Raw genomic sequence first — 24,438 nt, 5'->3', positions numbered from 1 at the left:
GCGTGACAAGCTGCGTCAGGCTCAGATTTTAATCCTCGAAATACTTCAATGTATTCCTGCGGTTAAAATCTTCGCCTTCCTTGACCTTGAACAAAATTGCCTATTTATGGATGGGCCCCAGTTAATAAATAATGTAATGTTTTTCAAAAAGCCGTAAGACCTCTCAGGTGTCCGGTCAAGAAAGGAGTTTTTCTAGTTGGTCGAGTTGATCCCGGACATCCCTGTCTTCCTTTCTATAACGGCTGATTCGTTTGACGGCATAGATCACGGTGGAGTGATTTTTTCGACCGAATACGTCTCCGATTTGTTGATAGGTCAGGGATGTATATTTTTTCAGAAGATACATAGCCACCTGACGCGGAAAAGAATAGACCCTTTTTTTCTTGCCTGAGTTCAAATCATCGGGTGAGATATTGAAATAGCCGGCAACCGTGCTTTTGATATTTTCAATATTTACCTCGGGTTCGTCGCCGTCATTGACTAATGATTTTGCCATGGAAAGATTGATCTTGCCGCCGTTAAGGGAAGCGAAGGCTCCAAACCGTACTACGTTGTTGACCAATGTTTTTATGTTGTCCGTGGAATTGGCTAAAAAGAAAAGAACGTCATCGGGAATGTGTAATTTATCTCCCCTCGCCTTTGCGTTGATGATTTCGATTTTTGTGCTGTGATCCGGGGGGAGGATTTCCGTCAGCAGGCCCCAACCCAGTCTGGAGACAAGCTGGGGCTTCATTTTCTTAAGTTTTGTGGGAGGAGTATTTCCCGAGACCACAATTTGCCTTTTTTCCTCATGAAGGGTATTGAATATGTACAGGAATTCCTCCTGAGTCTGAAATCGATTTGAAAGGAGATGGATGTCGTCAAACAGGAGGATATCTGTAGTGCAATATTTTTCCCTGAATTCATGGAGCTTGCCATTCCTGACGGAAAATGTGAAATCGGAGGTAAAGGCATCGGATGATAGAAATATGACTCGTAATGATGGATTATTGCCCAGAATGAAATTACCGACGGCGTTAAGAAGATGTGTCTTTCCGAGTCCAGGTTCGCTGTATATATAAAGGGGATTATATGAATCTGCAGCTCTCTTTGCCACTTCAAGGGCTGAAGTGTAGGCAAACTGGTTGCTGGTACCCGTAATAAAGCTATGAAAGGTCATGGAAGGATCGAGATTGGAGGATGGATAAGGGAGAGGCTTTTCAGACTTGGATCCAGGGCGGTTCGGCCTTCCACTCATTTCCATGAAACAGATTTCCGGAGAATGTCTCAGTACCGACCTGAACGCCTTTTTTATTTCCGGAAGATATTTTTCCTCCAACCAGTTCCTGATGAACTTGTGGTGGACACCGATAACGGCCCTCTCTCCGTTCATCTCGATGAGTGAGGTATTGGAAAACCACGTCTTGAATTCCGTCTCCTTTAAATCGGACTTGATACAACGTAAGATTTGGTTCCATATTTGTTTCTTTTTTGACATAAATATCGAGGGACCGCAGGAGTCTTTTAAGTTGCTTGAATTCTAGAAAAATTCCTTTGAAAGATCAATAAAAATTTCCCTTTGAGGAGGTTGTAAAATGCCCTATTCGATCGGTCTTGCAGGCAAGGGAGGAACAGGTAAAACTACCATAGCCGGCTTCCTTGTCAAATATCTTTTGGAGAACGGAAAAACCCCGATCCTGGCAGTGGACGCAGACGCAAATGCCAATTTTAACGAGGTGCTGGGGTTAGAGGTGAATGAAACCCTGGGGGATGCCCGAGAGGAGATGAAGAAGGGGGTCGCAACAGGCATGACCAAGGATGTATTCATGGAGATGAAGCTCGAACAGGCCGTTGTCGAGTCCGAGGGTTTTGATTTAATCGTTATGGGAAGACCGGAGGGTGCGGGTTGTTACTGTGCCGCCAACACCTTGCTCACGACTTACCTGGACAAGCTGATTAAAAATTATAAATACGTGGTTATGGATAACGAAGCTGGTATGGAACATCTAAGCCGCCTGACGACCAATAACATCGATATCCTGCTCATTGTCTCGGACCCTAGTCGACGGGGTTTACAATCGGCGTCCAGGATCGTTGAATTGAGCGAGGATTTGAATCTGGATATAAGGCAGAAGTTCCTGATTGTAAATCAGGTCAGGGACGGTCAGATGGAAAACATCCGGAATACGGTCGAAAAATACGGGCTGAATCTGGCCGGGTTCATACCGGAAGACGAACAGATAACCGAATTCGATCTGAGAGGAAGGCCCACAATCGAACTGGACAGGGAAAGCAAGGCGGTCAGGGCGGCGTTTGAGATCTTTCAGAAGGTCGTGGAAGGGTAACCAGGCCTCCACCTATATATTGAAATGGGATGATCTTTACCCCCATATCTTGATTCTTCAGGTAGGATTATTGAAAGATAACATTCTCATTTTACTCGAAAAACTTCTTGACAAGGTTTTTTTTGTTCACTATGTTGAATAGCCTTTAAATATTTTTTTATCTGAATGGCAAAGGGATATCGCCGTTTTTTTAATAGGTTGGACCGGCGGAATCACCCTGCACCGTACCTTGCTCAAGGATCAGGCAAGCAGGGGATTTGTGTGCATATAGATATCTATCTATTGGGAAATTGGAGAGTGGGGATAGGTAACGAATAACGGTTGGGTATCTAAGAGTAAGGAGGTAGAGAAATTGGCCTTTGAGATTCCTAAACAGCCCTATACTGGAAAAATAGGGGAGACGACCATTGGAACTGGGGATAGAGCATTGACGTTGGGTGGACAGGACTCATACCCCTTTTACCTTTTTGAGGGGAACATGCCCAATCCACCCAGGATCGCCATGGAGGTATGGGACTACGACCCCAGCGAGGAGTGGCCTCAAGCAGCCATTGAACCCTTCAAAGATGTGATCTCTTCACCGGAGGCCTGGGCGAAAAAATGCGTTGAGGAGTACGGTGCGGAAATCATAGTCCTGCAACTGAAGAGCACCGACCCCAACGGGCAAGACAGGGGACCCGAAGAGGCCGCCGAGGTGGTAAAAAAAGTGGTTGATGCCGTGAACGTGCCGGTCGTGGTTTGGGGAACGGCGAACAATCAAAAGGATGAAGAGGTCCTGAAGGCCATCTCGGAGAAATGCCAGGGTATGAATCTGGGTCTTGCCCCCGTGGAAGAAGGAAACCATAAGGGTGTCGGGGCCAGTGCCCTGGGTTATAATCACACGGTTGTGGCTTCATCCCCGATCGACGTGAACCTGGCCAAGCAGTTGAACATCCTTCTCGGAAACCTTGGAGTTCAATCCGACAAGATCATCATTGACCCGACCACGGGTGGGCTCGGATACGGGTTGGAGTACTCCTATTCCGTGATGGAAAGGATTCGCATGGCGGCATTGACCCAGGAGGATGACAAGCTTCAGATTCCCATGATTTCCAACATCGGTAACGAAGTATGGAAATGCAAGGAAGCCGGTCAGTCCCTGGAGGATGCACCGACACTCGGTGATCCTGAGAGGCGTGGCATATTGATGGAGACGACGGCTGCAGTGAACTATCTTTTGGCTGGCGCTGATGCCGTGATATTGAGACATCCTGAGTCCGTAAGGCTGGTTCGTTCATTTATCGAGCTTATGGTCAATGGAGGTTCTGCCGGGGAAGTCAAAGAAATAGAAAAGCGACTCGAACTGGAGGAACCGGACCTTTTGGCTATTTCGCCTGAACCTGATCTGACGATCGAGGAGGAAGAGACGGCTCCAACCAAACCAAAGGCAAAGCCGGCTGAGGCAAAGAAACCAAAAGAAGAAAAACCGAAGGCCGCACCGCCCAAGGAAGATAAAAAGGTCGCGGAGATGAAACCCAAGGCAGAGGAAAAGAAAGCGGCTTCGGAAGAGGATAAGGCCAAGGCCGAGGCGGAAGCCAAGGCAAAGGCGGAGGCTGAAGCAAAAGCCAAGGCCGAAGAGGAGGCCAGAGCCAAAGCCGAGGCCGAGGCAAAGGCACGGGCCGAAGAGGAAGCACGAAAGAAGGCTGAAGAAGAGGCAAAGGCCAAGGCCGAAGCGGAAGCCAAGGCAAAGGCGGAGGCTGAAGCAAAAGCCAAGGCCGAAAAGAAGGCCAGAGAGAAAGAGGAACTAAGAGCCCTCAGGGAGAAGAGGGCCCGGGAAAGAGAGAGGCTTGAAGCGGAGCGGAAGGCCAAGGAAGGTGCGGCAGTCAAGAAGACGCCTGCTGCTGAACAACTGTCTCTTGTAGATAAACTGATCATGAATCTGAATCGAATCCACAAGAGAATTTGATCGTTACCAAAAGGACATAACCGGAGGAGGAACCTCAAGATGACGACAGGAGAAGTCAAAGGAAAAGCGGCAAAGGAAAAGAAGGCCCCGAAGCCGCAGGATCTTACAATAGATTCAGCGACTGCGAAAATGATCGAGCGCTCCAGGGAACTTGAAGTGGAGACGATCTTCGATCGGGCCCAGAGCATGAAGCCTTGTAATATCGGAGTCCAGGGAACCTGTTGCAAAAACTGCTCACAGGGTCCATGTAGGTTGCCACTCCCCAAGAATCTGGAAGGTGAGGACACCCGCAAGGGTCTGTGTGGGGCAACGCCGGAGACCATCGCGGCCAGGAACTTCGCAAGGATGGTGGCGGGCGGGGCTGCGGCCCATTCCGACCACGGGAGAGGTGTTGCCGAGACCTTTCTTGCGGCGGCTCGAAAGGAGACCGAAGATTACCGGATCAGAGATACGAAAAAGTTGCTGGAGATTGCCCCGGACTTCGGCGTTGAGATTACGGTTGAAGGGGAAAACGGTGAAATTCTGGATCGGGACATCGACGAGATCGCCGTTGAAGTGGCTGAAAAGGCCCTTGCCCAGTGGGGTCAACAGGAAGGGGAGGTTATCACGGTCAAGCGGGCACCCAAGGCCCGGTACGAACTCTGGAAGAAGCTTGGTGTAGTTCCCCGGGGCATCGACCGTGAGATCGTCGAGATCATGCACCGGACCCATATAGGCGTTGACCAGGACTACGAAAACATCCTGGAACAGTGCAGCCGTGCGGCACTTGCCGACGGGTGGGGCGGCTCTATGATCGCAACGGACCTCCAGGACGTCCTGTTCGGATGCCCCTACCCCCTGAAGAGCTCCGCCAACCTTGGAATCCTCAAGGAAGACCATGTCAATATCATTATCCACGGCCACGAACCCCTCCTGAGTGAGATGATCGTTCAGGCCGCCGAACTGCCTGAGATGATTGAATTGGCCAAGGAGAAGGGAGCCAAAGGCATTCAACTTGGAGGGATCTGCTGCACCGCCAATGAGATCCTCATGCGACACGGGGTTCCCCTGGCGGGAAACTTCCTGCAGCAGGAACTTGCCATCGTCACGGGAGCGGTGGACGCCATGGTGGTGGACGTTCAGTGTATCATGGAGAATATCGCCAACGTGGCCCAGTGTTTCCACACCAAGATCATCACCACGAATCCCCGGGCGAAGATCGCCTCCGGAGACGTACTTCATATAGAGTTCGATGAACACACGGCCTTCGAGGACGCCAAGAAAATCGTCCGGACGGCCATCGAGAATTTCCCCAACCGCGAGAAGGAGGTCATGATCCCTGATGAGAAGTGTGACCTTATCGCGGGATTCAGCTATGAAGCCATCAATTACCATCTCGGTGGAACCTTCAGGGGTTCTTACACCCCCTTGAACGATAACATCATCAACGGACGAATTCGTGGGATCGCCGGAGTCGTGGGGTGCAACAATGCGCGGACGGCCCACGATGAAGGACACTTGACGGTTGTCAAGGAACTCATCAAACACGACGTGATCGTTCTTACAACGGGGTGTAACGCCATCGCCTGCGGGAAGGCGGGACTCCTGACACCCGAATCGGCGAAGGTTTTCTGCGGGCCCGGCCTGGCCGAGGTCTGCGAGGCTGTGGGTATTCCGCCGGTCCTGCACATGGGCTCCTGCGTGGACAACAGCAGGATTTTGATGGCGGCGACCGAAGTAGTGAAGGCCGGGGGTCTCGGGAACGATATCAGTGATCTTCCTGTCGCCGGATCGGCCCCTGAATGGATGAGCGAGAAGGCGATCAGCATCGGTCATTATTTTGTGGCTTCCGGTGTTTACACGGTATTCGGAGTCACGCTTCCTGTCAGCGGCGCGCCGGTCTTCGAAAACTACCTGTACAAGGAACTGGAGTCCATGTACGGCGGCATGTGGGATATGGAACCCGATCCCATCAAGCATGCCCACAAGATGATCGCCCATATCGACAAGAAGAGGAAGGCCCTGGGTATCGACAAGGCCCGCGAACGGGTCCTCATGGATATGGCCGATCGTCGCGAGATGGAAGCCGCTTAATCTATATTAACAGAAACAAATACAGAAGCCTCTTAAGAAGGGAGGAAACGGAATATGTCGAAACTTGTCGCATTTGCAGCCATTCAGGGTGCTTACAACATCGTCTCCAAGGCGGAAGGAAAATACAAGAAGGCCTTGGAAACTTACGGCGGGAGCCAGAAGCTGGAGTTCCCGAATACCGCATATTATCTGCCCATTATCTATTCTCTCACGGGTATCAAGGTCACGGACCTGGATTCTGCCCGCAAACCCCTCGAATTGGCCAGGAGCCTGTTGCCCCCCCATGTCAAGAAAGACTGCCACCTTCCCTACCTTGGGCCCCTACTGGACGCTGGCATGGCGGCTCTTTTCGCCGAGGAGATCGTAGAGGCCATCCGGTACGTGGAGGATCCGGATTTCTACCAGCCCGAGGTTGAGGATCCGGATGTTGAGAACGGCAAAATCTGGTTGGGGGCGGCCGACGACGCCATCATGAGAAAGCGTGGCGTTGAATTCGTTGACGGGACCGCTCCGGGTTTTGCAGCCATCGTTGGAGCCGCGCCCGATTCCGCCACGGCCAAGAAGATGGCCGAGGAATACCAGCTCAAGACCATATACGTATTCATGGCGGCCAATCAGAACGGGACCACCTTCGCCGAGCAGTTGATCGAAGAGGGGGTCCAGATCGGCTGGAACACCCGATTGGTGCCCTTCGGGCCGGACATCTCCGCTGCCGTATTCGCCCTTGGGTTCGCCAACCGGGCTGGAATGGCCTTCGGAGGCATCCAGCCGGGCGATTATAAGAAGCAATTGAAATACCAGAAGGACAGGATCTTCGCCTTCGTGAACGCCCTCGGTGATGTCAATGCGGAATGGGCGGCCAACGCTGCCGGGGCCATCAACTGGGGTTTTCCCACCATCGCCGACACCGACATTCCGGAGGTGCTCCCCACGGGCGTATGTACCTACGAGCACGTGGTTGCGAACGTGAGCCACGATGAGATGCCCTCGAAATCTATCGAGATCAGGGGTCTCAAGGTGACCATCACGGAGATCGATATTCCCCTGGCCTACGGGCCGGCCTTCGAGGGTGAGCGGGTCCGCAAGGACGATCTCTATCTGGAGATGGGCGGCGGCAAGACCCAGTGTACCGAGCTGTGCAAGATGGCCGACATGAACGAGATCGAAGACGGCAAGGTCACGGTCGTTGGTCCCGATGTCAAGGATGTCAAAAAGGGAGACCGCCTGCCTCTTGGTATTTACGTACAGGTAGCGGGACGTGAGATGCAGGAGGACTTCGAGCCGATCCTGGAACGACAGATCCACCACCTGATCAATTATGCCCAGGGCATCATGCACATAGGGCAGCGGGATATCTCGTGGATCCGCGTCAGCGGGCAGGCTATCGAGAAGGGCTTTACCCTGAAGGATATCGGGACCATTCTCCATGCCAAGTTCCACCAGGATTTCGGGAACATTCTGGACAAAGTCCAGGTGACCCTTTACACCAACAAGGAAGACGTGGACAAGCTCACCGAGCGGGCCCGCCAGGAATACAAAAACAGGGACGACCGCGTGGAGAAGATGACGGACGAAAGCGTGGAGATCTATTACTCCTGCACCTTGTGCCAGTCCTTCGCACCCAGTCATGTCTGCGTGGTGAGCCCTGAGAGAACGGGACTTTGCGGTGCTTACAACTGGATGGACTGTAAGGCTTCTTACGAGATCAACCCCACGGGACCGAACCAGCCGGTCGAGAAGGGCGAATGCCTGGATCCGAAACTCGGCCAGTGGAAGGGGGTCAATGAGTTTGTCTACAAGGCCTCCCGTCAGGCCATCGACCATTACAACTTCTACAGCCTGGTTCACGACCCGATGACCACCTGCGGGTGTTGTGAATGCATCGCGGCGGTCCTTCCCGCCTGTAACGGAGTAATGACGGTGCACCGCGACTACACGGGAGAGACTCCCTGCGGCATGAAGTTCACCACATTGGCGGGCGTTATGGGCGGAGGGCAGTCATCCCCTGGATTCGTCGGCCATTCAAAGTACAACATCACCCAGAGGAAATTCATTGTTGGGGACGGTGGTCTCCTCCGAATGGTATGGATGCCCAAGTCCCTTAAAGAGGAGATCAGGGAGCGGCTGATCAAGAGGGGTGAGGAACTTGGAGTTCCTGATCTGATCGACCGCATCGCCGATGAGACCATCGGGATCACCGAAGAGGAGATACTGCCTTTCCTCCAGGAAAAGGACCATCCGGCCCTGAAGATGGAACCCATTGTGGGGTAGTGAAGGAACGATAGGTGGGATGTCCCGGGGGGTTTCCTCCGGGACAATATCACAAGGCTTTCACGACTTACATGCAATCAGGAGAAGAACATGGGACTGACTGGAATACAGATATTTAAATTATTGCCGAAGACAAATTGCGGTGAGTGCGGCGTACCCACCTGCCTGGCATTTGCCATGAACCTGGCCTCCGGTAAGGCCGAATTGGATTCCTGCCCCTATGTTTCCGACGAGGCGAGGGAACAGCTTGCAGAGGCCTCTGCTCCCCCCATCCGCCCCGTTGCCATAGGAGCAGGCGTCAGGGCCTTCAAGATCGGCGGCGAAACGGTCATGTTCAGGCATGAGAAGACCTTTTACAATCCGACCGGATTGGCCGCCTTGGTCCCCTCGGATATCGCCCCGGAAGACCTGGACAAGAAGCTCAAGACCTGGAACGCTTACCAGTATGAGCGGGTCGGCATCAACTTAAGGCCGGAAATGGTGGCCCTTAAGGATGTGAACGGAGATGGAGCCGGGTTTGCGGCGGCGGCCAAAAAGATTGCTGAAGAGAGCGAATTCAATCTGATCCTCATGACCGAGAATGTGGAAAACATGAAGGCTGCCGTCGATGCCTGCGGATTCAAGAAACCGCTTCTCTACGCTGCAACCGAACAGAACGCCGAGGAAATGGGGAACCTGGCCAAGGAGAAAGGTCTCCCTCTGGCCGTTAAAGCGGACGGAATGGATAACCTGATCGCCTTGAGCGACAAGTTGACCGGTATGGGCCTGAAGGATCTGGTGCTGGATTCAGGGGCCAGGGAACCCAAACAGCTCTTCCAGGACCAGGTAGTCATCCGCAGGGCGCCACTTAAGGCCGGGAACCGATCCCTTGGTTTCCCCACCATCACCTTTCCCTGCGAGATGGCATCCAACCTGGATATGGAGACGGCCTTGGCGGCCATGTTGATCGCGAAGTATGCGGGAATCGTGGTTCTCTCTGATTTTCGAGGAGACAGCCTCTTTCCCCTGCTCCTGGAACGACTCAATATTTTCACGGATCCGCAACGTCCAATGACGGTCACCCAGGGGATCTACGAGATCAACGGGCCGGACGAGAATTCCCCGGTCCTGGTCACCACCAATTTCTCCCTGACTTACTTCATCGTGAGCGGGGAGATCGAGGGCAGCAGGGTACCGAGCTGGCTTCTCATTATGGATACCGAGGGACTCTCCGTGATGACTGCCTGGGCGGCAGGGAAATTTTCCGGTGACGCCGTGGCGGCCTTTGTCAAGAAGTGCGGCATTGCGGACAAGGTATCACACAAGAAGATCATCATTCCGGGGTATGCTGCGGCCATAAGCGGTGAAATGGAAGAGGACCTGCCGGACTGGGAAATCCTAATCGGTCCGAGGGATGCCTCGCTCATTCCTAAGTATCTTAAAGACATGGTCAAGTAGATTCAGAAAGGGGTGAAGTATGTATCTGATAGGGGAAAACCTCAACGTCATCAACCGGAAGATCGGCAAGGCCTTCAAAGAGAAGGATCCCGGGCCCATCGCCGAGGAGGCCAAGCGGCAGAAGGAAAAGGGGATGGACTGGATCGATATCAACTTGGGCCCCGCCCGAAAGGGAGGTCCCGAGTTGATGGAATTCGTCGTAAAGACGGTCCAGGAGGCCATCGGCGAGGATCCGCCCCTCTGCCTGGATACTTCCAACATCGAGGCCATGGAGGCCGGGCTGGCCGTCCACAAGGGAAAGGCCATCATCAATTCCATCATGTGCCGTCCCGAACGGTATGAAAAGATGATCCCCCTGGCCGTCAAGTACAAGGCCAACATGATCGCTTTGATGTGGGGCCCCGAAGGCCTGCCCCGGGATGAGAACGAGCGCGGTGCCTTGGCTGCCGAGCTTATTTACGCGGCCAATGAGGCGGGGATTCCCAACGAGGACATCTTCGTGGACGGGATAGTAACTCCTGTAAACATCCAGCAGCCCCAACTCATGAGTCTGCTGGCCTTCCAGGAGATGCTCCAGGATATGTTCCCCGGAGTGAAGTCCACCTGCGGGCTTTCCAATGTTTCCAACGGGCCGCCGGATCACCTGAGGCCTATCCTGAACCAGACCTACATGGTCATGTTGGAACGGAAGGGTATGTATTCCTGTATCGCCGACGCCTATGACGACAAACTGATTGATATCGCCAGGGGAAACAGGCCGGATATCGTTGAGGTGATTCACAAGGTCATGGACGGGGAGGAGATCGACATGGGGTCCCTTTCAAAGGAGCTCCAGGACTATGTAAAGACCGCCCGGGTGATCTTGGGTCACACCCTCTATTCCGATTCCTGGCTGGAATTGTAAGGACTCGGAAAGGCGCCCGGCTTTTATCAAGGTCCCGGTTCGTAAAGAATCGTGCTTCCGGTGGCGGGACAAGAAGTGTTTTGCTGGAAGCCTTGAGTTTCACGCAGACGGGATGGCCGTGTGCGTTGAAGAGAAGGGTTGAGGTAAGCCCACTGTGGAGAACGGGGCCTTTCATTATTAACAAAGCCTGCGAAACAAAAGAGACGACAAAGAGGGAATCCCCGAGACCTTTGAAAAACGTTCAATTTTGTTCAAGATCAAGGAAGACGAAAATTTTAACCACAGGAATACATAATATTGAGTATTTCGAGGATTAAAATTTGAGTCTGACGCAGCCTGTCCGCCGTTGTCTGGCGGGCTTGTCACGCCGTAGCCGTGACAGAGGCGGGAGATTGGGCAAAATATTCAGGTGTGTCAAAAGGTTTTTAGATTTCGGTTTCTCAAGGGGTGTTGACGGAGCTGCGGGATTCCTTTCAAGATCCCTTTAGAACACCGGTCATTTGTGGAAGGATACACTGCATTGAACGAGAAATTGGTTGATATCAAGGAAAAGACTCCTGCAGAGATTGAAAGAGAAGAGCAGGAGCAGGTCATCAAGAGGCGACTTGCGCGCATCGGTCGAAAAATCCTCGTAATGAGCGGAAAGGGGGGCGTGGGCAAGAGTACGGTGGCGGCCTACCTTTCCTTGCTCCTGAGCCGTGATGGAAAGCATGTGGGGGTGCTGGACGTAGACCTTCACGGGCCGAGTATTCCTCGACTCCTGGGAGAGAAAGGCGGCATGCAGGTAGTGGGACACAACTCCGTAAGACCTGCGGTCCTATCCGAATACCTGAAGGCCGTTTCCCTGGAGATGGTCCTGGGTGACAAGGACACGGCGGTGATCTGGCGAGGCCCCCTCAAGATCAGCGCGATCCGCCAGTTCATTTCAGATATCGAATGGGGAGATCTGGACTATCTGATAGTGGATTCTCCTCCTGGAACCGGTGATGAACCCCTCACCGTGGCCCAGACCATTCCGGACGCCGAGGCCCTGATCATCACCACACCCCAGGAGATATCGCTGGCCGACGTACGGAAATCCATCACCTTCTGCCGCCAGGTAGGGCTTAAAATCCTCGGCGTGGTGGAGAACATGAGCGGTTTTTCCTGTCCCCATTGCGGGAAGGCCGTCGATCTCTTCGGGGCGGGGGGTGCCGCCAGGATGGCGGAGGACATGAAGGTCCCCTACTTGGGTTCCATTCCAATCGATCCGAAGATGGTGATAAGCGGTGACAAAGGTACACTTCTCGACATGGTGCATGACAAGGAAACCGAACTCAACCGGGCCTACAAAAAGATACTCGATAAAATAACCGGCTGAGTCACTTTTCGTCCACGAGTCGTGATCTCTGCGTAACCTTTTTGGGGTTGATTCCTTTCAAGGTCCGAAGGGGTTGGAATGCAGGAGATTTCAGGTAAGGCCAAGATCCGACTGAAAAAACTTCCAAGGGAGGCCCTTAGGCGCTGGATTTGGGTCGTTATCTTTGGGTTGGCCTTTGCCTGGGTGGAAAGTGCGGTAGTGGTCTACCTCCGTGAGATCTATTACGGAGGTGGATTTTCTTTTCCCATATTTACCGGATGGCAGCAAAACGGCCGTTTCGCCACAGACCCCCTTATGGGGATCGAGTTCGGCCGGGAGCTTGCCACCGTCGTCATGCTTACCGCTGTGGGTTGTTCTGCGGGTAAAAACACCCTTCAAAGGTTCTGCCTCTTCATGATAGCCTTTGGGGTCTGGGACATCTTCTACTATGTGTGGCTCTGGGTTATGGTTTCCTGGCCCGAGAGCCTCATGACCTGGGACCTCCTCTTCTTCATCCCACTTCCCTGGGTCGGCCCGGTGATCACTCCTCTCCTGATCGCAGCGGCCATGAGCGCGGCCGGCACCCTTTTATTCTTCTGCGATGAAAAGGGATTGACCTTTCGCTGGCGTTGGTACGATTGGGTCATCGAACTGGGGTGTGGTCTTCTCCTGATCGTCGCCTTCTGCTGGGACTGGAAAAATATTGTGCGCTATCCGGACGGAATGAACTATTCCGGCATCCCCACCGACTTTGCCTGGTGGCTGTACCTTCCAGCCTTTTCCCTCTCAGTGATCTATTTCGCCTTCCGATTTTACCGGGAAATCATAAACAAGTAAAAAATCCAGCACAGACCCTGACCCTCAGGCCCCGGGAGCCTGTTGAGGCCGCGGCGGGCTCCATAACAAAAGACGGGTCCTCCAGGCGGAAAAATGGTTTTAAAATGAGGAACCGAAACAGTGGAATAGTGAAATGATGGGGAGATTAAAGTTTTATGATCTCAAGACCGATCCCTAGGTAAAAGCGGCCAGAGGTTCAATGGGCCCAATAAAGACCGAGGAGCGAATCATGATGATGCCTGTTCTTGCGGATCCCGCCTTCCTGGATTTCCAGGGTACAGAGAGGAACGATTACCGGACCACCAGGTTGAGCAAAGTGTCCGCCTCCAGGACGCAAGATGCCGATATCACCATCATCACGGCAGAAGGGGATCGGGTCACCCTGTCCGCTACCTCCGAATCCCGGCTTGGATATGCAGCCTATACAAGCTATGGGCGAAAGGCGGACCGCATTTTCGGGGTTCAAGCCAACGTTCTTCACCTGGAGGAAAATCGGGATTTCGTTTTGAAGGTGGAAGGAGATCTTAATTCCCAGGAAATAAGGGATATCAAAAAGACCCTTCGGACCATTGACAGGATCATAAAAGATGTCCTCAGGGGGGACATGGAAAGGGCCCTGGAGAGGGCCCGCAAGGCCGTCGGCCTGGATTCCATCAGCGCCTTTGAAGCGGAGATACAGGTCCAGGAGGTTACGACCCTGGAGCACCGAAGCACGGCGGAAACCTCCCATGCCCTCTTGAGACCTGTGGGAGAGACCACAGGGAAGTCCCATGGAAAGGGTCCCTCCAAGATCGATGAACTGGCCGACCTCATGCTTGAATTGGTGAAGAAATCAGGCCTCAGGAAGGGAAAACTCCTTCGGCCTCTGGGTAAATTATTCTCCCGACTCCTCGAAAACCCCGGTCAAGATAAGGGGAGTATTCCGGAAGGACTTGAGACCGCCAAGAAGCTCCAAGGGAAATTTTTAAAGAAACTGGAGGAATGGTTCGGAGAGGAACAGGTCTTGCATAACATAGAAGAAGACCAGGAGGTCTCGGCTCCAGAAGTTGAATCTGCCGCCGCCTGAGTGCAAAGACCGTTCAGCCTACCCTTTCCAAAGCTCGCGTTCTGTTTCAGTTCCGGCGAAGCCCTCCCGTTCCCTCCCCATGTACAGCATAATGACCTCCCGGCCTATTCCGGACAAGGCCGTCTCCCGCACCGTTTCATCCGGCACCCGCAAGGCGGGCGGAGATGGACGGCGAAAAAAGGGCCGGACCGATCACCGGATGATGAGGACCCACGAAGAGACCATGGTTGGAATATGCCTCGCTATTCAGCACAGACTGAACCCCCTACACCTCTATTGCCGGTTCATGGACAGGGGTTTGGGGCGGAGGCTTTCCTTTTCCTTGTGCAGAGCTTATGAACTGATCCTCTTTTTCTGGATAAACTGGCTTCTGAAGAGTGTGATTTATATCTGCTGTTTCCTGAACGGAAATGACAAGGTGCGTGGTCGTGGGAAAGAAACTCCAAATCATCAGGGAAAAGAGAATGGTCACCACGGTCCGTGACCCAGGGAGCCTTCTTTTTTGAAACTTCAAAAAGAGGTTTCTTCATCATGGCGGACTTGACTCTCCAGGAATACGGGGGTTATTCGGCCGACAGCCTCAAGGCGGCACTCATCAAGGAGCACCATCTGTTGTTGGGCCGGGAAAACGGAGAGGACAGGGAAGGTACAGATAGTTCCACGATTCCCCCGAAAGGGATCACCAGGGGGATCGGGAATTCCCTTCTCTTTCTCTATGGGTTTTCAAGAAAGTTTGTTTCGAGCTTATCGTTCTATGCCCTCAGGGTTCGATAGCGGCAGCCCTCCCCCCGAATCAGGGATCGGATAACAGGAGGTTTTCCGAGGATGGAGTGGACGATGCAGATGGAGATCAGGCGATTTTTTGAAGCCACTCCCTCAACCGGTCCCGCACCCTTCGTATCAAGGTTTCCATTCTGCTTCGGTGCTGATACCGGGTAAGTTCCGCGTGCGAGACTGCCTCCGGGCAATGTCTCAGCTTGAATTTGGTAACGGCCAGGCGGTCGTCGAGCTGAAAGCGCCGGAAGACCAGAGGAAGCGGGAACAGCCGAAACTCCGTCTCGCAGATGGAGGCTCCCCAGTCGATGATGTATGGGGCGCCGTCCGGCCCCACGAGGGTGTTGGGAGCCCTCTTAAGATCACAGTGGGCGATCCCCCGCCGGTGAAATCGATCAACCAGGGCCGCCAGGTCGTCGAAAAATCTCGGTGGCAGCCTTTTTCCTTCCCTCCCCAGTTCCTCCAGGTTCTTTCCTGGTATCTCTTCCATGACCAGGGCGATGCCGTCCACCACCTTGAAAAGGTTGGGAATACCCTTGATGCCTCGGAGTCTCCTCAGGGCCTTGCCCTCCCTCCAGACCAGAAATCGGCCCACGATGGTTCGATACAGGAAGTGGTTGGCGCTGAAGTCCTTCACCACCGCCTGTACACCCCTTTCTTCGATCAGCCAGACCGCGGGTCGTGTACGGGTGGGCTCCCTCAGCAGAGCGATATGCCTTTGCGGGAGGTCGGCAAGTTTCAAAGATTCAAACATGGTACAAACATCAAAGGTCTCTTGGACCGGCGGATCGGGCGGGCATCCTCCTTTCAAAGTATCAAGGACACCCGTTCCCCGGTTTTGATGTTTACAAGCCCCCCCTCACAGATCCGAATAAAGGGAATGGCCGCTCCCGTCAGGGTGGCGAGTGTACGGTAGGGGTCCTTGTAAGGGAACCCGAGATCCTTCATGGCGGTCCTGAGACGTTCCATTCTGGCGGCGGCCTCGGGGACGGGTAGATCCGTCATGAGTCCGAATACGGGAAGGGGGATCTCCACCCTCACCCGGCCCCCCACCACCAGGACCGCGCCCCCGTGAAGCTCGCTTACGCGGTTTACGGCCCCTGCCATGTCTTCCTCATCCGCACCCACTACAATTATATCCGCGGTGTCCCAAGCCCCGCTGCAGGCAAAGGCACCGGATTTCATGCCGAAACCCCGGATCAGCCCCACGAAGCTCTTTCCATCCCCTGACCGCCTGTCAACGGCCGCCACTTTGAGAAGGTCCCGCTCCGGGTCGCACCTGATCTCCCCTTCCCGTACAGGCACCGAAAGGACGGCCTCGCGGGTTACGAGTTCGGTCACCATATCGATGACCCTGACCGTCACCCGTTTGACCCCTTTGCGCTGAACATCTATGCGAAAGTCCTGGGGCTGGAGCCTTCGGGAGAGATGGATGCTGTTCAGGCTTTCTTTGGAAAAAGCATGACTCCTGGGGGGTGCGAGAAGACGGCCCTCCCTCCCTATGATCCTGCCGCGGCTGATCACCATCTCGGCTTTGATTCTTTCCAATGCCGGAATGACCACGAGATCCGCCTGTCGCCCGGGGGCTATTCCTCCAATAAGACCGTCCAGATGAAAATATGCGGCCGGATGAATCGTGGCCATTTGGATCGCCCGGATGGGATTGATGCCGCAATCAATGGCCTTTTGAACCACGGCTTCCATGTAACCGGATTCAAGGAGGTCCAGGGGCCCCACCCCGTCGGTCACCAGGAGCACCCTTCCAAGATCAACGCCGGCATCCTTCAGGGAGGAGATCGCCCGGAGGTCCCTTCGGATACTGCCTTCACGGACCATCACGTAAAGGCCGAACCTCAGGCGCTCCAGGGCCTCTTCGGCCGTTATGGGTTCGTGGCAGGATGAGATGCCACAGGCGACGTAGGCGGAGAGCGGACCGTTTTTCGCCCCTGCCGTATGCCCCTCCAGCAGCCTGCCCGAAAGGAGTGCTTCCTCGAACCTAGGCAGGAAGGTCTCAGGGTCTTGGATCACAGACTGCCAGTAGGCCTCTCCGAGACCCAGGATGTCTTCCCGCCGGAGCAAGATGTCGAGGTCTTCCTGCCGGATCCCGTGAGACCTGGGGCTCGTGGAGGCCATGGCCGGCGCGGTCGCAAAGATCTTGATAGGCTGATCGGCCAGGGACGCGAGAAAATCCAGGACCCCCCCGATTCCACAAACGGGATAGGGTTCGATAGTCTCTGTGATAATGGTGGTGGTGCCGCCTTTCATGGCGTGGCGCAGGAACTCCGCCGGGCAACAGAGCTGGTCCGAGAGATGGGTGTGGCCGTCTATGAGACCCGGAATGATGATCTTGCCTTCCAGGTCGATGACATTGGTTCCAGAGCCCATGGCCCCCTCCGGGGGGGTTCCCACGTGGGCGATCCATTCTCCCTTGATCAGCAGGGTGCGTCCTTCCAGAAGCTCACCCGTGTAAACATTGAGAAGGGTGCCGCCCACCAGGGCGAGGTCGGCGGCCCGCCTCCCCAAGGCTACCTCTATGACCTCCCCGGTCTTATCCCTGCCTGCAATGGAAAGCATGCTCAGTCGTTTCACGTGGCGTTTCCTTTCGGTTTTTTCTCTTAAGAGGTCAGACGTTTTCCTTGCCGTTGGCAACCGGCCGAAGTCAGGGGCCTGGGGGGCCCTGCGCATCCTTCACACCTCTCGGCAAGGAGGATGATTCGATATAGTCCGCCGATACCCCGGGTGTCAATGCTCCACCGTGTTCCATAGGAAGAAACCCGTTCCCAGGACCCCCATGCTCGCCCCGAAGTAAAAAACCGCCCGGATGTCCAGGGCGTCGGCGATGGTTCCACCCAATAAGGGCCCTGCGGCCATTCCAATGCTGAAGACCATCCCGTAGAGAGACATCACGGACCCCATTCCGAATCTCCGGCCTTCCTCGACGATCATTGCGGAGGCGGCCGGAAAGGAAACCCCGCCTCCAAGGCTTCCGAGGGCGCATATCCCCAACAGTTCCCAAAAGCTGGAACTCGAGGGGATCAGGGCAAGAAAGGCGATGGTGAACAGGCTCCCTGCGAAGACCAGCAGGCGGCGTTTCAACCGGTCGGCGAGGTGCCCTCCGACAGGCTGGAGCAAGGACATGGCCAGGATGTTCACCGCAATCAATATCCCGACGCGGGTGGGCGAGAGCCCCAGATGGAGGTCGGCGAACACGGGTAGAAATCCGGCAAAGGTGCCCCTCCCCATGGAGAAGGCCATCCGGAAGCCAAGGAGGCCTCTGATCGCGGGAGCGGCGGCGATTTTCCTGAAGGAGGGCCGCCTCGAGGGGTTGCCCGGGTTCTTCTTCACGCTTTCCGGCAGGAAGAAGAGCACCAGGAAAAAGCCCAGGAGGTTCAGGCCTCCCATACTCAAGAAGGCCACGTTCATCCCGAAATGATCCGTAAGGGCACCGCCCATGAGAGGACCAAAACCAAACCCGCAAAAGAAGGCCGCATTGAAATAGCCCTGCCAGGTCCCCTCTTCGGCCTCCGGGGAGATGTCGCCCACGTAAGCCTGGGCGATGGGAATCACCATTCCCGCCGCAAAGCCTTGAATGAGACGGACCAGGGTCAAGTGAAAGACGTCGTTCGCCTGGATATAGGCCAGTGAGATCAGGGCGTAGACCAGGAGCCCGAAACCCAGAAAAAGCTTCCGTCCGAAGCGGTCCGAGAGCCTTCCCGCAACAGGCATCATGATTGCCCGGGAGATGGAAAAACCGGCGAATATCAAGCCGATCCATGTTGCGCTCGCCCCCATCCTCTCGGCGTAGAGGGGGAGTAAAGGAGCTACGATTCCCACACCGAGCATGGAGGAGAAGATGGCAAGGCCCAGCACGGGAAAGATTTTTTTGACCATTGTCTTCGTTCGCAAGAGGGGCGCTGTGCTTGAAAGGGGAGAAAGACCGCTCCCGGGCCCGCGCGTCCAGGTTGATTTCAGTCCGGCGGTCAACTTTTCATTTCCGGGAGATCCGCTCAAGGAGCAAAGGCGGAAGATACCAGTGAAGGGTGCCGGACCATGGGGTTTCCACGTCGATCCGAAGAATTCCCCCGTTTTCAATACGAATGGAGACTTCATCACCACCTGAAATCAGGCGCGAAGCGATCCTGGCCAGAGAAGGCAGGTGACCGGTGATGAGAACAGCCTGCCGGTCTCCGTATTTCTCGAGAAAGGAGAGGGTCTCCTCGGGTGGCGTCATGGCCTTGACCTTCTCCGTTTCGATGATTCGGTCGGATGGAAGATCCAGTTCCCGGGCCACGATCGTTGCGGTTTCCCTGGATCGTTCCTTTGGGCTGGCAAGGATCAGGTCCGGGCGGATGCCCAACCGATTCATCGCCCTGGCGCTCACCTGGATCCGCAAGCGTCCTTCCTCGCTGAGGTGCTCGGCGGGGTCCTTTTCCTTGTCAAGGGCCATTCCATGTTGCATCAGGTAAAGCTCCATGAAGATGCTCCCTCCTTTCAAGTTCCCCGGGTTCGGGCGGGAAAGGATTTGTCACACAGGTTCTCAGGGTCCCTTTTCCCGGGTCTAAAAACCCAGGGACTCGTTTATCAGGATGACGGAGATGTCCGTGAACATGGGTTTTCGATGGAGGATGGTCGTCACCCGGCAGATCCTCTGGGGTGCGTTACAGTCAGTGCAGATCCCGGTCTCGGCACATGGTGTGGCAAACCCCAGGCTCCTTGCCCGCATGGGTCCGGCCACTTCGCGGACCCTCCGCAGGGCCCCATCCAGGTCCTGTCTCACCTTGTTCATCCCCGCCACGATGATTACCTTCCGGGGGCCGAAGGTCATGGCGTTTGTCCGATTTCCCACACCGTCCACGTTGACGATCTCCCCGGTGGCCGATATGCCGTTGGCGCTGGTGAAAAAGCAGTCACACCGCCCTTGTTCCATGCGGATCCGGAGGTCTTCCTCGCTGGAGAGCCCTTCCCGCCAGTGGTCGAAGACCTCCTTGCCTTGTTCCCTCAATACTTCCAGTATTCCAAGGGACCGTGTGGTGTGGGACCCGGCGAAGCCGAATGAGTTAAACCCTGAGATCATCCCCAGGATCCGCTCCCTGGCCTCCGGGATCCCTTGAACGAGATGGGCGTCGAAGCCATGCCCCTTCAAGGCCTGTACTGTTTTCTCTCCCAATTTTTCCCGCAGCCAGCTCCCGTAATCTTCATCCATTTTCTGCCTCCCTGAGACCGGCCCTGACCTTGATCAGCTCGGCCACGATGCTGACGGCTATCTCTTCCGGCGTTTCCGCACCGATATCGAGCCCGATGGGGGCGTGCACCCTTTTGATGTCCGCCTCCCCGAACCCTTCTTCCCGCAACTTGTCGAAGATGAGGCTCACCTTTCGGCGGCTTCCGATCATGCCGATATAAGCCGCGGGGGTTTTGAGGGTCTGTTCGAGGACCCTCTTGTCATGAAGATGCCCCCGGGTGACGATTACCACGTAGTCACCGTTTCCCACCTCGAGTTTTTCCAGTGCACCCTCGAAGGGCAGGCACCGGGTATCGCAGACCCCGGGAAAGTCCAGGGGATCAGTGAAATCCGGCCGGTCGTCCACTACCATGACCCGGAAACCCACCTTTGCGGCGAGGGGTACGAGCTGCCGGGCCACATGTCCTCCCCCAAAGACGTAAAGCGAGGGGGCGAAGCGGAGGGGTTCCAGGAAGACCTCCGCCTTTTGTCCCTCCCGGTCCTCGAGGGACAAAATCCCCGCCCGGCCTTTCTCGAAGAGGCCGAATGCCGCATCGGTGCAGCGCTTTGCGAGGTCTTCAAAGCCCGGGAAGGAACCTGTTATCCGGCCGTTCGCTTCCAGGAACATTCTGGGGTGTGCCCCACTCTCCCATCCCCTCTCGTCGAGGAGGAGGGCCATGAGCCCGGAGCCACCCTCATCCAGAACCTCCACCGCGCGCCTGAATACGGCGAGGGTTTGTGCATTCCCGGGCTGAAGGGGCTCCAGGAAGACATCCGCCTCTCCGCCGCAGATCATGCCGCTTTGCGCCACGTCCTTTCCCTGGAGCACGAAGGCCAGACGAAGGGGGCTGCGGGTCGCTATGACCTTCGAGGCCTCCTGGAGGACCCGGGCCTCCAGGAGGCCTCCACCGATGGTCCCTTCCAGGCTCCCGTCTTCCAGGACGAGGCACTGGGTCCCGATTCCCCGGGGGGCGGACCCCCGAAGCCTCACCAGGGTTGCAAGGACGGAAACCCGACCCGCTTCCAGGTGTTCGACCACCTTGAAATAGATATGCTCCATATCATTCCTCTATAACGTAGTACCGTCCCGCCCGGAGCGAACCGACAACGACCCGGGATAGGGTTCCCCCTGACTCCCGGAGAATCAAGCGTCCAAGCTCTTCGGCCTTTTCTTCCCTCCGGAGCAAATCCACCTTGTTCAGAAAAACGATCTTCCGGGCCGAGGCGGCTGCGCCCTTGAAAAGGCCGAAAGGGTGATTGACGACTCGGGCCAGTATCCGGGGAGTAAGGGGCCGGTCCGGTTCGCAGCCCGTGATATCCCTGAAACGGGCCGCCCTGAAGACCGTCTCCGGGGAAAAGGGACGTCCCAGTGCCTCAAGGCCCATCAGGGCTATCACGGCGCTCACTCCTCCGGGAATGACCGGCTCGTGGTCCGCCGGGGCCTTAAGGGGGTGTCCCGCCGCTCCGTCCGCTTCAACGAGGAGGTAGTCCGCGATCCCCGAAGCGTAAAGCTCTTCTGCCAGGAGTGGGGAGATGCCCTGCACCTTCCCCGTTTCCAGGAGTGTTTCGGCCAGGAAAACGGGCCCGGTTTCGCGCAGTGATTCTTCGAGACGAGTCCGCCAGGAGGCATCCTCCCGGGTGAAGAGGACCCGGCGGGCCATTCGGGCCTCGCTGTAACGCATCTTGGTCGTGCAGGTGACAAGCACCCGGCCCCCTTTTCGGCTCAATTCCCGGGCGAGGCCGAAAAGCAGGGAGGTCTTCCCCCCGGCCCCCACCAGGGCCAGATGTTCCCTCCGGCCCAATCCCAGGGCGGAGGCAAGATTCGGGATGATCGTTTTCGTCTCCGCGCCCTCCCCTTCCCGTGGAGCCGGGTCCCCCCATGGTGGAAACCGGCTATTTCTTCCTCAGGACCCGGCTGTCCCTTACTCTCACCGTCACCTGGGTGCGGTCGAAGTATTCGAGCAAGGGGATGGTGTATTTGCGAGAGGCGTTGGTCATCTCCTTGAACCGGGGGGTATCGATTTCCCCGTTCTCCCTGAGGTAGGCGACCAGCCTCTTTTCCAGCTCCTCGAGAGCCTGCCGGTGAAAGTAGAGGTCTTCCTTGACCTTCACTAGGGTACCTTCTTCGAGCATGACGCCGAGCACATCGTTTGCCGAGCCCCCCGGGAACTTTTCCTTCAATTCCTTGAAGTAAGGGGGCGTGAGCCCGGCCTCGAGGTAGGTCTTCTCTATTTCCGCGCGGGCCTTTTCCTGGTCCCGGGCAAGGGTGACCCGATGTTCCTTGAGACGCACGAGTTCCTTTTCCTGGACAAGGATCCCCTCCCCGATCAATTGGCCGAGAATATAGTTAAACAGTTTAGGGTTCCGGGAACCCACGGTTCTCGATCGCAGTTCTTCAGTCAGGAGGCCGATCTTCAGCGGGTTGTCCCGATGATAGTTTTTCAGGGTCTCCAGGATCTCTTTCCTGGCCCTTTCCAGGAAATCGGCATGGATGAGGACCCCCTTTTCCCTGTCGTATTGGAGAACCTTTTTCCGCGCCATCAAGGCATTAAGGGCTGCGCTCAGCTTGTTTCGGCTCCCGTTGGTGAGAAAGGGCAAATCCTTTTGTTCAAGACCCCTGAAACCTGCCTCCCGCACGAATTGCTCCGTCACCTCCCCGAGATCGCCCCGGTCCAGGATCTCCAGTTCTTTGAGGACGGCACCTGAAAAGCGCTTCTTTTTCCTGGGGAGGGCATGGAGGATTTTCCCGCCCCCAATGGCCCGGACGGGGGAATAACTCCTCAAGACGAAACGGTCGTGGGGAAGGAGAGCCGTGGGCTCCTCCATGCGGATCTGGGCGAAACACCGTTCCCCCGGCTTGAGTTCCTCCCTATCCAGGAGTACCACTGTGGAGATGATCTCAGATGTTCCCGTGTGAAAACGGACCCTGGCCCGGTTTTTCAAGATCCTGGGGGCACTGGGTAGGAGATCCAGTACCACGTCGGCCATGAACGTTGTTTTGAGGGAATCCCTGGTCGCGACGATATCTCCCCTCCGGAGTTCGGCCTTCTCGACGCCCTGGAGATTGATGGCCGTTCGGAGGCCGGCCCGTGACTCCTCGACCTCACGGTTGTGGACCTGGATGCCCCGGATCCTGGCGATTATGCCCTTGGGGTAAACTGTCACCTCGTCCCCGGTGTGGATCTCGCCGGAGATGGTGGTCCCGGTCACCACAGTGCCGAAGCCCTTCATCACGAAGACGCGGTCGATGGGCAGGCGGAAGAAGAGGCCGGGCTCCCTTTGAGGAATGGTCTTGACCAGGGAGTCCAGGGTCTCCAGCAACTCGGGGATGCCTTCTCCTGTAACGGCGGAGACTTCCACCACGGGTGCATCGGAAAGAAAGGAGCCCGCAAGGAATTCCCTGAGGTCTTCCTTTACGAGTTCGAGCCACTCCTCATCAACCATATCGATTTTGGTCAGGACCACCAGGCCGTGCCGGATATCCAGGAGCTGGCAGATCTCCAGGTGCTCCCGGGTCTGGGGCATGACGCCCTCGTCCGCCGCAATGACGAGCGCCACGATATCGATCCCCGTGGCCCCCGCCACCATGTTCTTGACGAATTTTTCGTGCCCGGGTACGTCCACGATGCCGATCAACCGGCCTCCGGGCAGTTCCAGGTGGGCGAAACCCAGCTCGATGGTGATGCCCCTTTCCTTTTCCTCCTTGAGCCGATCCGTGTCGATGCCCGTGAGGGCCTTTACGAGGGTCGTCTTCCCGTGGTCGATATGACCCGCGGTTCCCAGGATAACCTGTTTCATTTTGTGTATTCCTGAAAGCGAAATGTGACCGGAGTGGAAACGCAGATATCTCGACAATAGAGTGAATCCCGGGCCCTGTCAAGGGGATCACCCGTACCTCCCTCTCCCGGGAGCCCCTTGTGCTGCAAGGACCTTGACCCCCTTTCCCTTTTCCGGGGGGTGGGAAAATATTGTTGACCTGTCCGGATTATTTTGTTAGACAATCTTTTCCGTCTGAGATAGATTGTTTTTACTGCGGTGCCGGAAAGAACCCTAAAGAGCGGGCCTTGCAGATAAAGCTTTTTCCAGGTCCTTAAAGAAGGACGACTTTTCGTGCACCGAACGCCATGGTTTTCATTCCCCGGTAGCTCAGCTGGTAGAGCGCCTGTCTGACTGCCCTTGCGGCAGGCAGGGGTGGCGGTTGATTCCAAGATGACCAAATGGTATCTATATGCTCTTGAAAGCCTGAA

19 protein-coding genes are annotated in these 24,438 nt (G+C 55.6%); 10 read left to right on the top strand and 9 right to left on the bottom strand.

The features are described 5' to 3' along the window. Positions 1-175: 175 nt before the first annotated feature. Positions 176-1,477 carry a chromosomal replication initiator protein DnaA gene (gene dnaA / locus JRF57_13215; protein ID MBW2304658.1) on the bottom strand — a complete coding sequence of 434 codons (1,302 nt, stop codon included), beginning with the start codon at positions 1,475-1,477 and terminating at the stop codon, positions 176-178. A gap of 97 nt (positions 1,478-1,574) precedes the next feature. Here dnaA and JRF57_13210 point away from each other — a divergent pair, with 97 nt between their 5' ends. The 10 genes from JRF57_13210 to JRF57_13165 all read left to right on the top strand — a co-directional run bounded on the left by JRF57_13210 (position 1,575) and on the right by JRF57_13165 (position 14,970). After that, positions 1,575-2,324 carry an AAA family ATPase gene (locus JRF57_13210; protein ID MBW2304657.1) on the top strand — a complete coding sequence of 250 codons (750 nt, stop codon included), beginning with the start codon at positions 1,575-1,577 and terminating at the stop codon, positions 2,322-2,324. A 352-nt stretch (positions 2,325-2,676) separates the two neighbouring features. Next, positions 2,677-4,269, top strand: a complete 1,593-nt coding sequence (locus tag JRF57_13205) for an acetyl-CoA decarbonylase/synthase complex subunit delta (protein ID MBW2304656.1) — start codon at positions 2,677-2,679, stop codon at positions 4,267-4,269. A 39-nt stretch (positions 4,270-4,308) separates the two neighbouring features. Further along, entirely contained in the window at positions 4,309-6,342 is a 2,034-nt protein-coding gene (gene cooS, locus JRF57_13200) for an anaerobic carbon-monoxide dehydrogenase catalytic subunit (GenBank protein MBW2304655.1), read from the top strand. Between the two features lie 54 nt (positions 6,343-6,396). Next, on the top strand, positions 6,397-8,613 hold the full coding sequence (cdhC, locus tag JRF57_13195) for a CO dehydrogenase/CO-methylating acetyl-CoA synthase complex subunit beta (protein MBW2304654.1): 2,217 nt from the start codon (positions 6,397-6,399) through the stop codon (positions 8,611-8,613). A 90-nt stretch (positions 8,614-8,703) separates the two neighbouring features. Beyond that, entirely contained in the window at positions 8,704-10,050 is a 1,347-nt protein-coding gene (locus tag JRF57_13190; protein MBW2304653.1) for an acetyl-CoA decarbonylase/synthase complex subunit gamma, read from the top strand. Positions 10,051-10,069: 19 nt separating this feature from the next. Then, positions 10,070-10,954 (top strand): dihydropteroate synthase, encoded by an 885-nt coding sequence (locus JRF57_13185; protein MBW2304652.1) that lies wholly within the window; start codon positions 10,070-10,072, stop codon positions 10,952-10,954. Positions 10,955-11,486: 532 nt separating this feature from the next. Beyond that, positions 11,487-12,314: an Mrp/NBP35 family ATP-binding protein gene (locus JRF57_13180; GenBank protein MBW2304651.1), complete on the top strand. Its 828-nt coding sequence runs from the start codon at positions 11,487-11,489 to the stop codon at positions 12,312-12,314. A gap of 78 nt (positions 12,315-12,392) precedes the next feature. Further along, positions 12,393-13,130, top strand: coding sequence for a hypothetical protein (locus JRF57_13175; GenBank protein ID MBW2304650.1), 738 nt, complete (start codon positions 12,393-12,395; stop codon positions 13,128-13,130). Positions 13,131-13,359: 229 nt separating this feature from the next. Then, positions 13,360-14,196 carry a hypothetical protein gene (locus JRF57_13170; protein ID MBW2304649.1) on the top strand — a complete coding sequence of 279 codons (837 nt, stop codon included), beginning with the start codon at positions 13,360-13,362 and terminating at the stop codon, positions 14,194-14,196. A 531-nt stretch (positions 14,197-14,727) separates the two neighbouring features. After that, the gene (locus JRF57_13165) at positions 14,728-14,970 is read left to right on the top strand and encodes a hypothetical protein (GenBank protein MBW2304648.1); all 243 of its coding nucleotides are present in this window, start codon (positions 14,728-14,730) and stop codon (positions 14,968-14,970) included. Positions 14,971-15,046: 76 nt separating this feature from the next. Here JRF57_13165 and JRF57_13160 read toward each other — a convergent pair whose 3' ends face one another. The 8 genes from JRF57_13160 to selB all read right to left on the bottom strand — a co-directional run bounded on the left by JRF57_13160 (position 15,047) and on the right by selB (position 23,989). Continuing rightward, entirely contained in the window at positions 15,047-15,724 is a 678-nt protein-coding gene (locus JRF57_13160) for a hypothetical protein (GenBank protein ID MBW2304647.1), read from the bottom strand. A gap of 53 nt (positions 15,725-15,777) precedes the next feature. Then, on the bottom strand, positions 15,778-17,544 hold the full coding sequence (locus tag JRF57_13155) for an adenine deaminase (GenBank protein ID MBW2304646.1): 1,767 nt from the start codon (positions 17,542-17,544) through the stop codon (positions 15,778-15,780). 168 nt (positions 17,545-17,712) lie between these two features. After that, positions 17,713-18,861, bottom strand: a complete 1,149-nt coding sequence (locus JRF57_13150) for an MFS transporter (protein ID MBW2304645.1) — start codon at positions 18,859-18,861, stop codon at positions 17,713-17,715. 97 nt (positions 18,862-18,958) lie between these two features. Beyond that, entirely contained in the window at positions 18,959-19,444 is a 486-nt protein-coding gene (gene sixA / locus JRF57_13145; GenBank protein ID MBW2304644.1) for a phosphohistidine phosphatase SixA, read from the bottom strand. Positions 19,445-19,528: 84 nt separating this feature from the next. Next, positions 19,529-20,173, bottom strand: coding sequence for a lactate utilization protein (locus tag JRF57_13140; GenBank protein MBW2304643.1), 645 nt, complete (start codon positions 20,171-20,173; stop codon positions 19,529-19,531). Then, positions 20,166-21,251: an XdhC family protein gene (locus tag JRF57_13135; GenBank protein MBW2304642.1), complete on the bottom strand. Its 1,086-nt coding sequence runs from the start codon at positions 21,249-21,251 to the stop codon at positions 20,166-20,168. The genes JRF57_13140 and JRF57_13135 overlap by 8 nt, the downstream gene beginning before the upstream one ends. Position 21,252: 1 nt before the next feature. Then, the gene (gene yqeC / locus JRF57_13130) at positions 21,253-21,993 is read right to left on the bottom strand and encodes a putative selenium-dependent hydroxylase accessory protein YqeC (GenBank protein ID MBW2304641.1); all 741 of its coding nucleotides are present in this window, start codon (positions 21,991-21,993) and stop codon (positions 21,253-21,255) included. 91 nt (positions 21,994-22,084) lie between these two features. After that, the gene (gene selB, locus JRF57_13125) at positions 22,085-23,989 is read right to left on the bottom strand and encodes a selenocysteine-specific translation elongation factor (protein ID MBW2304640.1); all 1,905 of its coding nucleotides are present in this window, start codon (positions 23,987-23,989) and stop codon (positions 22,085-22,087) included. Positions 23,990-24,438 lie beyond the last annotated feature (449 nt).

This window comes from Deltaproteobacteria bacterium, from assembly GCA_019310525.1.
Lineage (GTDB): Bacteria > Desulfobacterota > DSM-4660 > Desulfatiglandales > HGW-15 > JAFDEE01.
Note: the sequence above shows the minus strand (reverse complement) of the source record. Positions and strands in the feature narration are given on the sequence as shown.